The organism is Cobetia sp. UIB-001 (genome assembly GCF_044789135.1).
GTDB classification, from domain to species: Bacteria; Pseudomonadota; Gammaproteobacteria; order Pseudomonadales; family Halomonadaceae; genus Cobetia; species Cobetia amphilecti.
The window spans coordinates 1,614,429-1,627,629 of sequence record NZ_CP058244.1; the positions used below are offsets into that span (position 1 = coordinate 1,614,429).

Annotated in this window: 11 protein-coding genes; 4 read left to right on the plus strand and 7 right to left on the minus strand. The window is 62.1% G+C overall.

Translation table 11 applies throughout. The features are described 5' to 3' along the window. Window positions 1-131: 131 nt before the first annotated feature. Both HA399_RS06820 and HA399_RS06825 read right to left on the minus strand, forming a co-directional pair. On the minus strand, window positions 132-1,658 hold the full coding sequence (locus HA399_RS06820) for a sodium:solute symporter family protein (RefSeq protein ID WP_248378983.1): 1,527 nt from the start codon (window positions 1,656-1,658) through the stop codon (window positions 132-134). A 10-nt stretch (window positions 1,659-1,668) separates the two neighbouring features. Then, entirely contained in the window at window positions 1,669-1,908 is a 240-nt protein-coding gene (locus HA399_RS06825) for a hypothetical protein (protein WP_107335026.1), read from the minus strand. A gap of 268 nt (window positions 1,909-2,176) precedes the next feature. Between HA399_RS06825 and HA399_RS06830 the strand changes: the two genes are divergently transcribed. Beyond that, window positions 2,177-4,369, plus strand: coding sequence for an OsmC domain/YcaO domain-containing protein (locus tag HA399_RS06830; RefSeq protein WP_279836658.1), 2,193 nt, complete (start codon window positions 2,177-2,179; stop codon window positions 4,367-4,369). Between the two features lie 183 nt (window positions 4,370-4,552). Here HA399_RS06830 and HA399_RS06835 read toward each other — a convergent pair whose 3' ends face one another. Next, window positions 4,553-5,494 carry a LysR substrate-binding domain-containing protein gene (locus HA399_RS06835; protein WP_107335025.1) on the minus strand — a complete coding sequence of 314 codons (942 nt, stop codon included), beginning with the start codon at window positions 5,492-5,494 and terminating at the stop codon, window positions 4,553-4,555. 169 nt (window positions 5,495-5,663) lie between these two features. Between HA399_RS06835 and HA399_RS06840 the strand changes: the two genes are divergently transcribed. Both HA399_RS06840 and HA399_RS06845 read left to right on the plus strand, forming a co-directional pair. Next, window positions 5,664-6,368 (plus strand): SDR family oxidoreductase, encoded by a 705-nt coding sequence (locus HA399_RS06840; protein WP_404326558.1) that lies wholly within the window; start codon window positions 5,664-5,666, stop codon window positions 6,366-6,368. A gap of 245 nt (window positions 6,369-6,613) precedes the next feature. Continuing rightward, on the plus strand, window positions 6,614-7,297 hold the full coding sequence (locus HA399_RS06845; protein ID WP_215824280.1) for a type 1 glutamine amidotransferase domain-containing protein: 684 nt from the start codon (window positions 6,614-6,616) through the stop codon (window positions 7,295-7,297). Window positions 7,298-7,472: 175 nt separating this feature from the next. Here the strand turns inward: HA399_RS06845 and HA399_RS06850 are convergent, their stop codons facing one another. The 4 genes from HA399_RS06850 to HA399_RS06865 all read right to left on the minus strand — a co-directional run bounded on the left by HA399_RS06850 (window position 7,473) and on the right by HA399_RS06865 (window position 12,054). Further along, window positions 7,473-8,528, minus strand: coding sequence for an ABC transporter substrate-binding protein (locus HA399_RS06850; protein ID WP_404326560.1), 1,056 nt, complete (start codon window positions 8,526-8,528; stop codon window positions 7,473-7,475). A 142-nt stretch (window positions 8,529-8,670) separates the two neighbouring features. Further along, window positions 8,671-10,866, minus strand: a complete 2,196-nt coding sequence (locus HA399_RS06855; RefSeq protein WP_404326561.1) for a TonB-dependent siderophore receptor — start codon at window positions 10,864-10,866, stop codon at window positions 8,671-8,673. 310 nt (window positions 10,867-11,176) lie between these two features. Further along, complete coding sequence (locus HA399_RS06860; RefSeq protein WP_404326562.1) at window positions 11,177-11,590, minus strand: DUF6691 family protein; 414 nt, start codon at window positions 11,588-11,590, stop codon at window positions 11,177-11,179. Continuing rightward, window positions 11,587-12,054 (minus strand): YeeE/YedE family protein, encoded by a 468-nt coding sequence (locus HA399_RS06865; RefSeq protein WP_404326564.1) that lies wholly within the window; start codon window positions 12,052-12,054, stop codon window positions 11,587-11,589. Before HA399_RS06865 ends, HA399_RS06860 begins: the two co-directional genes overlap by 4 nt. Window positions 12,055-12,184: 130 nt before the next feature. Here HA399_RS06865 and HA399_RS06870 point away from each other — a divergent pair, with 130 nt between their 5' ends. Continuing rightward, entirely contained in the window at window positions 12,185-13,096 is a 912-nt protein-coding gene (locus HA399_RS06870; RefSeq protein WP_165873919.1) for a LysR family transcriptional regulator, read from the plus strand. The last annotated feature ends 105 nt before the right edge of the window (window positions 13,097-13,201 follow it).

The window sequence follows — 13,201 nt, forward strand, 5'->3', positions numbered from 1 at the left end:
ATCCTGTCCATTGGCTATCAAGTGCCGGCTATCAGGTACTGCGATCAAGTACTCGCACGTAGGACGTTCTCGGCACGTGAGACGTGCTCGGCAATGAAAAGGGCCTGCGCAATGCAGGCCCTTGTCGCTGGTCAGCGGGCTTCGATCACCTGAGGTGAGGGAGCCACATCATCTTCCAGCTGCTCTGGGTGATATTCCGCGGTGTAATCCCGACGCGCCTGCGCGAAGCGTTCCACCACATCGGCATCCTTGCGCTGCAAGGCGAGGCTGATGATGACGAAGGCTGACGCATTGAGGATCAGGCCCCAGATGCCGGCATGCAGGCCAAGCGGGTTGCTGACGCTGGCGCCGTAGGACAGCCAGAGGACGGTCACGATACCTAGGATCAGGCCCCAGAAGGCCGCTTGCGGGTGCGCCTTGCGCCAGGTGATGGCGCCCAGTGTCGGCACGATCAGCTGAGCGGTGCCCGCCAGTGCCGCGATCCCGATGGTGACGAGCAGCCCCGGAACGGTCAGTGCCAGGATGTAGGCCGCCAGAGAGAAGCCGACCAGAGACAGGCGCCCGATGTGGACGATGCGCTTCTGATCCGCTTGCGGGTTCACGTAGCGCTTGTAGATATCCATGGTGACGACGGTCGATACCGCATGGATCTGGGAGTTGGCGGTAGACATCGCCGCTGCCGCGCCAGCCGCCATGATCAGCGATGCCAGCAGATAGGGCGCATAGTTCATCAGCATGACGGGCAGGATCTGGTCAGCATTTTCCAGGCCGGGCTCCAGCAGCACCCCGGTGTACCCCGTGAGTACCGAGCCGAAGTAGGCGAAGGCGGCGAGCCCCAGCAGGAAGGGCATCAAGCCGAACAGCTTGCCGCTTTTCACCGAATACATGCGCAGCCAGATCTGGGGACCCATGAAGGCGCCGATGGCCACGATCACGAACAGCGAGAACCACATGGAGTAGCCCATGTTGCCATTCGGCCCCGGCAGCGTCAGATGCGCGGGCGAGTCGCTGGCGAGCTGAGCGAACATGCTGGTCGGACCACCTGCCTGGCCGGCGATGTAGTAGCCCGCATACATCATGCCGAAGAACAGCAGCGCCCCGTAGATCACATCTGTCCAGGCGATGGCGCGAATTCCGCCGACCCACACATAGACGATGATGATGAAGTAGAACAGCAGTGCGGCCAGCCAGAAGGGCACGACGCCACCGGAGGCGACCTCGATCAGGTAGGCGCCGCCTGTCAGCTGGATCTGCAGATATGGCACGGTAAAGATCAGCGTGATGACGGCAACGAGGACTCTGAGTGCTTCACTGTTGTAGAAATCGCCCATCAGGTCTGACGGCGTCAGGTAGTCAAAGCGCTTGCCGAGATACCAGACGCGCTTGCCCACCCAGTAGTACATGAAGCCGAAGAGCAGGTTCCACGCAAGCGCGGTGAGATAGATCGGGCCACTGGTGTAGAAGGTGGCATTCGATCCCAGGAAGGCAAAGGCGCTCCACCAGGTGGCCGCCACCGTGAAGAATACGGCAATGCTGCCCATGGCCCGCCCCTGAACGAAGAAGTCTTCGCTCGTCGTCTGGGACTTGCGGGCCGAGACGAGCCCGACGATCAAGGGAATGATCATGAAGGCCGCGATGATCAAGATGCTTCCAGTCATGGTGAGCTCCTCAGCGCTTGCCGCCGGTGGAAGGGGCTCTGGCGCTACCCCAGTTGGTCAGGTAGGCATACAGGAACACGGCGGTGAGGAAGCCCCACCACACCAGGTTCCAGACGAGGAAGAACGGAACTCCCATCACCATGGGCTCGATCTTGTTGGCCATCAGCATCAATGGACTCTCGAGCATCAAGAATCCCAGCAGCATGCTGCCGTAGATGGCGACCTTGCGGGTCGTGAAGCGCTTTCTCATTGCATTCCCCTTTATTGTGGTTGGTGGGGCGGGTTGTGACCTGTCGTGTCGATGGCAGGGAACCAGGCATGGCAAAGCATCAATTATTGTATTTATGCGTATAAATTAACCAATAGGTGACAATCCCCCTACCGTCAAGGAAGTCACGGCGTTTTCGCTTTTCGCCTCACCCGCGACGCAGGCCCCCAAAATCTGGATAATGGCGGCCATCGCGTAGCCGTCAGACTGGCGTGCTGGCGCCCACACTCTTCACAGCGGTGCATCGTTCATGGAAATCAAGGTCAACTTTCTCGACAACCTGAGGCTCGAGGCGAAATTCGACGACTTCACGGTCATCACCGATCAGCCCATCCGCTACAAGGGTGATGGGTCGGCGCCGAGCCCGTTCGACTACTTCCTGGCGTCGTCGGCGCTGTGCGCGGCGTACTTCGTGAAGGTGTACTGCGTGGCGCGGGACATCCCGACCGAGAACATCCGCCTGTCGCAGAACAACATCGTCGACCCGGAGAATCGCTACAACCAGATCTTCAAGATCCAGGTGGAGCTGCCGGAAGACCTCTCCGACAAGGACCGCCAGGGCATCCTGCGTTCCATCGAGCGTTGCACGGTGAAGAAGGTCGTCCAGACCGGCCCGGGCTTCGAGATCGAGACGGTCGACAACCTCGACGAGGACGCCCAGGCATTGCTGATGGCGGAGCCGCCAGAAGGGCAGAGCACCTGGATTGAAGGCAAGGACCTGCCGCTGGAGCAGACCATTGCCAACATGACGGGCCTGCTGAATGATCTCGGCATGAAGATCGAGATCGCCTCCTGGCGCAATATCGTGCCGCACGTCTGGTCGCTGCACATTCGTGATGCCGCCTCACCGATGTGCTTCACCAACGGCAAGGGTTCGACCAAGGAGAGCGCGCTGTGCTCGGCACTGGGCGAGTTCATCGAGCGCCTGAGCTGCAACTTCTTCTACAACGACCAGTTCTTCGGCGAAGCCATCGCTGACAGCGAGTTCGTGCACTACCCGAACGAGAAGTGGTTCCAGCCGGGCCCGAATGACGACATCCCGGAAGGCGTGCTGGATGACTACTGTCTGGAGATCTTCAATCCGGACGGCGAGCTGGGTGGCTCCAATCTGATCGACACCAATTCCGGGCGTGCGGATCGTGGCATCGTGTCCCTGCCGTTCACTCGCCGTTCGGACGGTGAGACGATCTACTTCCCGTCCAACCTGATCGAGAACCTGTATCTCAGCAACGGCATGAGCGCCGGCAATACTCTTCCGGAAGCCCAGGTGCAGTGTCTGTCCGAGATCTTCGAGCGTGCCGTGAAGCGCGAGATTCTCGAGCAGGAACTGACCCTGCCGGACGTGCCGCAGGAGGTGCTGGCCAAGTACCCGGAAATCGTCGAAGGCATCGAGGCGCTGGAAGCCCAGGGCTTCCCGATTCTGGTCAAGGACGCCTCGCTGGGCGGTCAGTTCCCGGTGGCCTGCGTCACGCTGATGAACCCGAAGACCGGCGGTGTCTTCGCCTCCTTCGGCGCGCACCCGAGCTTTGAAGTCGCCATCGAGCGCAGCCTGACCGAACTGATGCAGGGCCGCAGCTTCGAGGGGCTCAACGACTTCATGCCGCCGACCTTCAACTCGCTGGCCGTGTCCGAGCCGAACAACTTCGTCGAGCACTTCATCGACTCCTCGGGTCTCGTCTCCTGGCGTTTCTTCAGCTCCAAGACCGACATCGAGTTCGTCGAGTGGGACTTCTCTGGCAGCAATGAAGAAGAAGTCGCCAACCTGTTCGGCATCCTCGATGAGATCGGCAAGGAGGCTTACATGGCGGTGCACGAGGATCTTGGCGCGCCGGTGTGCCGTATCCTGGTGCCGGGCTATTCCGAGGTCTATCCGGTCGAGGACCTGGTGTGGGACAACACCAACATGGCGCTGGATTACCGCGAGGACATCCTCAATCTGCATCGTCTCGATGACGATCAGCTGGCGGACCTGGGCGAGCGTCTCGAAGAGAGCCAGCTTGATGAGCACATGGACATCAAGACGCTGATCGGTATCGAGTTCGACGAGAACACCATCTGGGGCCAGCTGACGATTCTCGAGCTGAAACTGATGATCAATCTCGCGCTGGGCCAGCACGAGGACGCGCTGGATCGCGTCGAGATGTTCCTGCAGTACAACGACAACACCGTCGTGCGCGGCCTCTATTATCAGGCCATGAAGGCGGTGCTGGAGATCACGCTGGATGACGAGCTGGAACTCGAGGACTACCTCTACAACTTCCGCCGCATGTTCGGTGAAGACACCATGGCTGCCGTGGTGGGCTCCGTGCAGGGCGAGGTGCGCTTCCATGGTCTGGAGCCGACCAACATGCAGCTGGAAGGGCTCGATCGCCACCTGCGTCTGATCGAAAGCTACCAGAAACTGCACGCCCATCGTGCTGCCCTGGCTGCCAAGCAGGGCTGATGCTCGCCTGCTGAATCCCGTGGCATGTCAAGAACGGCCCCTCACTGGATGGTGAGGGGCCGTTTTCGTAGCCGGGCGCTTATTTTCTGTGCTCTGTGCTCTGTGCTCTGTGCTCTGTGCTCAGGGCTCAGGACTTAGGACTTAGGACTCAGGACTCAGGACTCAGGACTCAGGACTCAGGACTTAGCGCAGCACCTGCTGTCCCTCCGCCAGACGTTGACAGCATTCAATGATCTGCTCGCGGATCCAGCGATGCGCGGGGTCCTTCTGATAGCGGCGATGCCAGCTCAAGTGGAAGGGGAAGGAGGCGAAGGCGACCGGCGGTGCCACACGGGTGACGGCGAACTGGCGGCAGAAGTGCTGGCATAACCCGGTGGGCAGGCTCGCGATCAGTGGCGAGCGCTCCAGCAGGGAGGGCACGGCCATGAAGTAGGTGACCGCCAGGGCCACCTCACGCTTGAGCCCCTGGCCCTCGAGCTGCTTGAAGATGCCGCTTTTCAGGCGGGTATGGGGCTGTACCAGCACATGGGCGTGGTGCTCGAAATCCGCCTTTGTCATGCGGCCTTCATCATCCAGACGCTCCAATAGCGGATGCCCGTTGCCGACCAGACAGTCGATGCCTTCCGTGATCACTTCCCTGACCACCAGATTCTCGGGCGGATCGACCTGACGCCCGAAGGCGAGGTCCGTCGTGCCGCTCATCACGCCGGCTTCGCTCATGTCCTGCGAGAGACGGCGTACCTGGAGGGTGATGCCCGGTGCCTGTTCACGCAGGATCGTCGCCAGTTGCGGCAGGATCAGCACCTCGAAGTAATCGTTGGCGGCGATCTCGAAATGACGGCTTTCGGTGGTGTGGTCGAAGTGCCGCTCGCTGTTGATCAGGCCATCGAGGTCGGTCAGCGCCGCCTCGATGGTCGGAAACAGGTGGTCGGCCTTCTCGGTAGGGCGCATGCGCTGGCGGTCGCGGATGAACAGCGGGTCATTGAACAGCTCGCGCAGCCTGGAGAGCGCCGCGCTCACCGAGGGCTGACTCAGGTGCAGACGCTCGCCGGCGCGCGTGACGTTCTGCTCGAGATACAGCGCATGGAAGGTGCGCAGGAGGTTGAGGTCGTAGTTGAGCTTCATGATGACTACCAGAGCAGGCGGAGTGTCGCGGTTGCACTCGGGCGAGTGAGCACTATTTGTCTGGATGATAGCAGCTATCTGTACTATCGATTATCACGATGGCAAGTTCAGGCGGTAGGGTAATGATCAGAACACGACGAGTGATCCAAGCGACCCACAGGAGTGAGCCATGAGTGATGTGAAGCGGACGCAAGCCGAAGAGGAAAAGATCGTGCTGATCACCGGCGCCTCCAGCGGTATCGGTGAGGCCACCGCGCGCGCACTGGTGAAGGCCGGGCACAAGGTCGTCGCGACCGCCCGTCGCAAGGAGCGCCTCGATGCGCTGGTCGATGAACTGGGCAGCGACAAGGTGCTGGCGATTGCCGCCGATGCCACGGACTACGATCAGCTTGCCAAGGTCGTCGAGCAGGCCGTCGCCCAGCATGGCCGTCTGGATGCGGCGTTCGCCAATGCCGGTACCGGCGTCAGCCAGGCAGGCACCGAGAACGGTGATCCCGAGGAGTGGAAGCGAGTCATCGACATCAACATCAATGCGCTGCTGTGGACCGCCCACGCGACCCTGCCGCACCTGAGAGAGAGCAAGGGCCACTTCCTCCTCACCAGTTCCGTGGCCGGCCGCGCCAATCATGCGGGCTCCATCTACAGCTCCAGCAAGTGGTTTGCCTACGGCTTCGGCCAGAACCTGGCGATGGAAATGGCCGAGTGGCAGGGCCGCTGCACCACCATTACCCCGGGCATGGTCAATACCGCCTTCTTCGATCAGCCCAAGCCGGACAAGCTGGACCCGCAGGATGTAGCGGATGCCGTGCTCTACGCCATCAGTGCTTCGCCGCGTGCCAATATCCGTGAAGTGCATCTGATGCCGACCTATTGAGCCGGTTGCCGGCATGCGAGTTGGCAAGTGTGTGGGTCGATGAGCACGCTGGCCCAAGACAACTATTTGTGTGTGCGATAGTGGCTATCCGGACTATCGATTATGACGATGGTGGCGTGAGCAGTAAGCTTCATTCAACACAGGACGAGCACCACTTGGTGCCCCATTACGTGGTGACCATCACGTCGCCGACATCTTTCGTGAAGTGACCGTTGCGGGCTATCCCGCACGTTGAGGAGAGCATCATGAGCAAGGTTCTGGTAGTAGTGACATCCCACGATACGCTGGGTGACACGGGCAAGAAGACAGGCTTCTGGCTGGAAGAGCTGGCGGCTCCCTACTACGTCATGAAGGACGCCGGCATCGAGGTGACGCTGGCCTCTCCCAAGGGCGGTCAGCCGCCGCTGGATCCGGCAAGCCAAGGCGAGGATTTCCAGACGGATGCCACGCGTCGTTTCGACAAGGACGCCGCTGCTCAGCAGGACCTCGCCACCACCGCCGTGCTGGCAGACATGAAGGTCGAAGACTTCGACGCCATCTTCTACCCGGGTGGCCACGGCCCGCTGTGGGATCTGACCAACGACGCGGATTCCATCCGTCTGATCGAGCAGTTCCATGCGGCTGGCAAGCTGGTCAGCTCCGTCTGCCACGCCCCGGCAGTGCTGCTGAACGCCCGCAAGCCTGATGGCACTCCCTTCGTGGACGGCGTGCGTGTCACCGGCTTCACCAATGGCGAAGAAGAAGGCGTCGGCCTCACCAATGTCGTGCCGTTCCTGGTCGAAGATGCCCTGCAGCAGAAAGGCGGCATCTATGAGAAGAAGGCCGATTTCACCTCCTTCGCGATTCAGGATGGCCTGATCATCACCGGTCAGAACCCGATGTCTTCCGAAGGTGTCGCTGAGCTGCTGATCGACAGCCTCAAGAAGTAAATCGGGCTAGTTCAGGCAGCATGAAAAACCCCGCGACCGGATTACCGGTTGCGGGGTTTTCGTCTTTCAGGTGGCGGGTCTCAGCTGCGCCCGCCTGGTTCAGTTGTTCTGAGCCAGTCGCCTGGTTCAGTAGAATGAGTCAGTCGCCTGTTTCAGTAGAACAAGCCAGTCGCCATCAGCCATTCGAGGCTTTCGCTGCCCGCGCAAGCTGGGTCACGTAGGCATCGAGCACTTCCGGCATCGAGAGCGGTGTCGGGTTGGCCGCCGTGCCCATCGGGTCATTCTCAAGCAGGATGACCCTGTCGTTGCTGAAGGTGGGCAGGTCATTGTCCGCGAGGTGCTGGTTGAGGCGCTCAATCAGCGCCTGGCCACCATAGGTCAGGATGATATCGACGTCGGCCAGCTCCGCCAGTTGTTGCGGGGGCACTCGCCCGCCAATCTTGCCGTCGCTGGCACTCGCCGTCACGAAGGACGGGGAGGTCAGCCCCAGCTCGGCAAGGAAGCGCCCCCGGGCATCGTTGTCGTTGTAGAAGGCGATCCGGGTCGGGTCTTCAGGGTCGATATAGCGCAGGGTGATGGCCGACTTGCCCTTGATCTCCGGGTGGGCGGCGATGTTCTCGGCGACCTGGGCCTCGAGACGCTCGATCAGCGCTTCCCCTTCGGCGGCCATGCCCATGCCGGCACTGTCGAGGCGAATCATGTCGCGCCAGCTGGAAGACCAGCGCGGGCCCGGGCGCGCCACGACCGGCGCGATCTTGCTGAGCTTCGCGTAATCGTCTTCGCTCAATCCTGAATAGGCGGCGAGGATGACGTCCGGCTGGCTGGCGGCCACGGCATCGAAATCGAGGGTCTTGCCCTGATCGAACAGATTGGCCGAGTCGGCCCCCAGTGCTTCCAGGCGCGCCTTGACCCACGGCATCATGCCGTCGCCGTCATCATCCCCGAAGTCCTGACGGGGGAAGCCCACCGGCACCACGCCCAGTGCCAACGGCACTTCATGATTGGCCCAGGCGACGGTGGCGATACGTTGCGGCTTGTTCTCGATGACGGTAGTACCGAAGGCATGTTCGATCGTGAGCGGATACTGCGCCGTTGCCTCGGTGGAGGCGGCAGATGTTCTGGCAGACGACATGTGTGCAGTCGCTGACTCGTGTGCCTGTACGGCAGGTGTGAGGCAGGCAGCCATGACGGTGGTCAGGCCGATGGCGCAGGAAAGTCGCGTGAGTCGCAAGGGAGACTCCTTGTGTGATTGGCAGGCGGCAGACGCCGCTGGCCAGAGACGAGATGACAGCCCCTGGCGGGGAGGGGCTGTCAGTGGGTAGGCAAGCGTTACGTGTGGAGACGAGTGCCCTGTCGGCAGGGCGGGCCCATGCTTAGAAGTCGTAGGTCATGCTCAGCAGCGCACTGCGTGGCGCGCCGTACAGGTACTGGCTGTAGAAGCCCTGCTGCGTGTAGTACTCCTCATCGAAGAGGTTGGACACGTTGAGCTGGGTGCTGAAGTTGTCATTGAAGCGATAGCGCGCCATGGCGTTGGCGAGGAAGACATCGCCCTGGCCGACCTTCTCGGTACCGGTGGGCGTGTCGGTATCCTTGTAGGTATCACCCTGCCAGGTGCCACCAGCGCCCAGCGTCAGACGCGACCAGTCGCCGGGCAGCTGCCAGGTGGCGTAGACCTTGGCCTGCTGGCGCGGATAGCTGGTATTGAGCTGGGTGCCATCGGAGTCCTCGGCGTCCACCAGTGCGTAGCTGGCGGAGAGATTGATGCCCGGCGCGACTTCACCGGCCACTTCCAGTTCGAAGCCTTCGACCACGGCGCCGTCTGACTCGGTGTAGGCCTGATCGGTGGTGCCGGCGACATAGACGCCGGGGATCTCGACGGCCAGATTGTCCTGCTCGCTGCGGAAGACGGCGAAGGACACGTCAGCGCGGTCCTCGAACAACGCCGCCTTCAGGCCCGCCTCATAGCTGGTGCCCTCGAGCGGGTCGAGCAGGGCGCCATCGGGGGCACGTTCGCTCTGGGTGTTGAAGATCTGCGTGTAGCTGGTATAGGCGGTGAGGTTGTCGGTAATGTCGACGATCAGACCGGCATAGGGCGTGAACTCGTCGTTGTATTCATAGCTGCGCTCGCCACGGTAGTCCTGGTCGATCTCCCAGTCGGTCAGGCGGGCGCCGATGATCAGGTGCACGGGGTCGGCCAGCGAGAAGCGCGTCACGGCGTAGAAACCGCTCTGCTCGGTTTCGGTGTCGTCGGTCAGGCCCCATTCGCCCCATTCCGGCTCGGCCAGCGCCGGGTCATCGCGATCGGTGAAGCTGCCCAGTGCCGGCACGGCGCCCGCCGGGGTGCGGCTCCAGATCTCGTACTCTTCCTTGAGCTGCATGTAGCCAAAGCCCAGCTGGTGCTCACGACCGAGCAGCTCGAAGGGGCCCTCAGCGCTCAAGTTCAGGTTCTTCTGGGTGCGATCACCGCGATAGTCGACCAGATAGGAGGTCGTCGGATACTCGCGATTGCTGTCGTAGTAGAGGATGCCGTTGTCACGATCCACATAGCCGCCACGGTAGTTGTAGGTCAGCCCGTAGTTGGCATCGCCATGACTGTAGGCGGCGGTCGCCTTCCAGCCGTTGGCGAAGTAGTGGGTCAGGTCGGCGAAGCCGCGCGTGTTCTCGGTGAAGAAGTGCGCCCATTCGGTATTGTTGGCGACCGACTGGTCGAAGTCGGTGCGCGTGCCGTCGGTGTAGTAGAGCGGCACGCCCAGATAGGCGCCATCCTGGTCATAGCGCTGATACTCGACCCCGACATTCAGCTCGGTGTCAGGCGTCAATTCCGCGGCGATCACCCCGTAGAGGGTCTCGCGGTCATTCTCGACATCATCCATGAAGCTGTCGGAGCGGTCCTTGGCGGCCACGAAGCGTACGCCGACCTTGCCGGCATCATCCAGCGGCGTGCTGACATCCACCACGCCACGTCGGCGGTCCCAGCTGCCGACAGCGCCAGTCACGCTGGCCGCGGCTTCGTCCAGCGGCTTCTTGCGCACGAAGTTGACGGTGGCGGACGGGTCGCCGACGCCTGTCATCAGGCCAGTAGCCCCGCGGACCACCTCGACGCGATCATAGATGGCGGTGTCCCACTCGGCGTCGCCGAACGGCCAGAAGCTGCTGGTGTTGCTCTGTTGGCCATCGAACTGGAAATTGCGGATGGTATAGCCGCGCGACTGGAAGCTGGCGCGGGTACCGTCCAGGCGATTGGAGGACACGCCCGGCAGGCGGTTGATCGCCTCCGTGGTGCTGGTCAGCGCCTCATCATCCATCTGCTGGCGGGTCAGGAAGCTGACAGACTGCGGTGTCTCGCGCGGCGTCAGGGTCAAGCCATTGGCGCTGGTGCTGGAGTCGACCGTATACGCCTGAGTCTCTTCCGTGGTGCCGCCTTGCGCCTCGCCGACGATGGTCATCGCCTCAAGCGTGCGTGTCTCATCCGCGATAGCGGTGGCACTGAGCAGTGACGAGGTCGCGAGCGCAATGGAGAGGGCGAGTGGCGAGCGAGTGAAACCTGGACGGCGGAGTGAGTGAGCCAAGACTGCGTTCCCTAGTTGTTTATAATAATCATTATTATTTACCCGCTGGCGGCACTTTTGTTTTGCGAAATGCCAGACACGCTTTGCGGGATGCCAAGAATGAAAATTTCGGGGAACTTCATGAGCCCGGCATGGTGCTATCGGGCGATGGGTCTGGTCATGCGGCACACCGGAGGAGATGCACTATGTCGCCGCCGTGCTGCGCGAAATGAAGGCCAAGGACGTCGTCTAACCGTGACGACCTCCCTTGTAGAAAGACGAAACGCCCGCCATTTGGCGGGCGTTTGCGTTTCAAGGCGGGATTGTCAGATCAGCTGTTGCGCGTCAGGCGGGTGGCCAGCCACCAGCCCAGCAGCATCGTCACCAGAAAGCCCGCCAATGGCAGAGTCATGGCGCTGCTGGAGACGATGGCAGGCCCGGGGCAGTAGCCGCTCAGCCCCCAACCGATACCGAACAGGGCCGCGCCGAGCAGCAGGCGGCCATCGATATCGCGACGCGTGGGCAGCTGGAAGCGCTCGCCCAGCAGGGGAGTGCCACGCCGCCAGACGAGACGATAACCGAGGAAGGTGGTGATGACGGCACCACCCAGCACGAAGATCAGCGTGGGGTCCCAGTCTCCGGCCACGTCGAGAAAGCCGACCACACGCGCGGGGTCGGTCATGCCGCTGAGTGTCAGCCCGAGGCTGAAGACCAGCCCGGTGAGAAAGCCGATGACCGTTTTCATGAAGACTCCCCCAGCAGATGTTGGCTCACGAACACCGTCAGCATGGCCACCGTCACGAACACCACCGTGGCCACCAGCGAGCGGGGGGAGAGACGCGCGATACCGCAGACCCCATGACCACTGGTACAGCCGCCGCCGATGCCTGTTCCGATACCCACCAGCAGACCGGCGAACATCATGCTCAGCACCCCGCTGGCGGGATTGCCGATCAGCGCATCCGTGCTTGCGGCCACATTGCCCCAGTCGAGATTGAGCAGCAAAAGCAGCAGTGGGCCGCTGATCAATCCGAGCACGAAGGCGAGACGCCAGCGGCGGTCCGGGCCTGATTCCAGCAGCGCGCCGCGCGTGATGCCACTGATACCGGCGATACGTCCCAGAAAGGCCATCAGCATCACTGCCGAGAGACCGATCAAAACGCCACCGGCGAGTCCTTTCATGCTGCTCATCATGTCCATGTCGTTCATCCTCGTATCGCGATCATCCTGCGGTGCGTCGATGATATGCTCGTGGCTGGCGAGCGCCAACCGGCTGTCTGGCCGCTTGGCTGTACGAGAAGGACGCCGACCTTTCGACTGAGGGCACCGCAGGAGCACCATGAACGAACTGACCCAACGCCTGCGCACCTTTCTCAAGGTGGCGGAGCATCAGAGCTTCAATGTGGCGGCGCGAGAGCTGGATATCGCCAGTTCCACGGCGACGCGTCACGTCAATCATCTGGAGCGCCAGCTGGGCGAGCCGCTGCTGGTGCGCACCACGCGCCATGTACGGCTGTCGCCGGCCGGCGAGCGCGCCCTGATCCGCTTTCGCGCCATTCTGGCCGAGGTGGATCAACTGGAGGATGAGCTGGAAACGCTGAGTGAGCGGGTCGCGGGGCCGCTGCGCATCTCGGTGCCGTGGCGCTATTCACGCCTCTATCTGGCGCCGCTGGTGAGCGAGTTCATGCAGTGCTATCCCGAGGTAGCGCTGGATATCGTCAGCAGCGACCAGCGGGTGGACCTGGTCGAGGACCACTTCGACGTGGCCCTGCGCATCGGCCATCTGGAAGATTCGAGCCTGATCGCGCGCCATATCAGTGATCAGCGCTTCGTGCTGGCTGCCGCGCCGTCCTACCTCGCCGCCCAGCCGCCTATCCATCAGCCACAGGACCTGGAGCAGCACCGTCTGCTGACCTTCAGCTATACCACCGCCAATCATCACTGGCGGCTGGTGCAGGGCGATCGGGAGCATCGCATCTCGGTGCGCGCCCGCGCGCTGCGCACCAACAATGCTGACATTCTCACCCAGGCGGCGCTGGGGGGCGCCGGCGTGGTGGTGCAGCCGCTCTGGGCGATTCGGGAAGAGCTGGCAAGTGGCCGCCTGCTGCCGGTGCTGGAGGACTTTCAGGTCACCTCATCGGATTTCGACACCGGTATCCACGTCGTCTTCGCGCGCGAGAATCAGCATAACCCGCGCGTACGTGCCTGGGTCGACTTCCTGCTCGCCCGCCGCGAGCGGCTGTCCTGCTGACAAGCCCTGTGAACGACACGCAGGAAAACACGAAGGGCCCGGTCTCGAGAGATCGGGCCCTTCGTGTTTTCAGGCTGCGCGCTGGTACTTACCAAGCGGCATCTA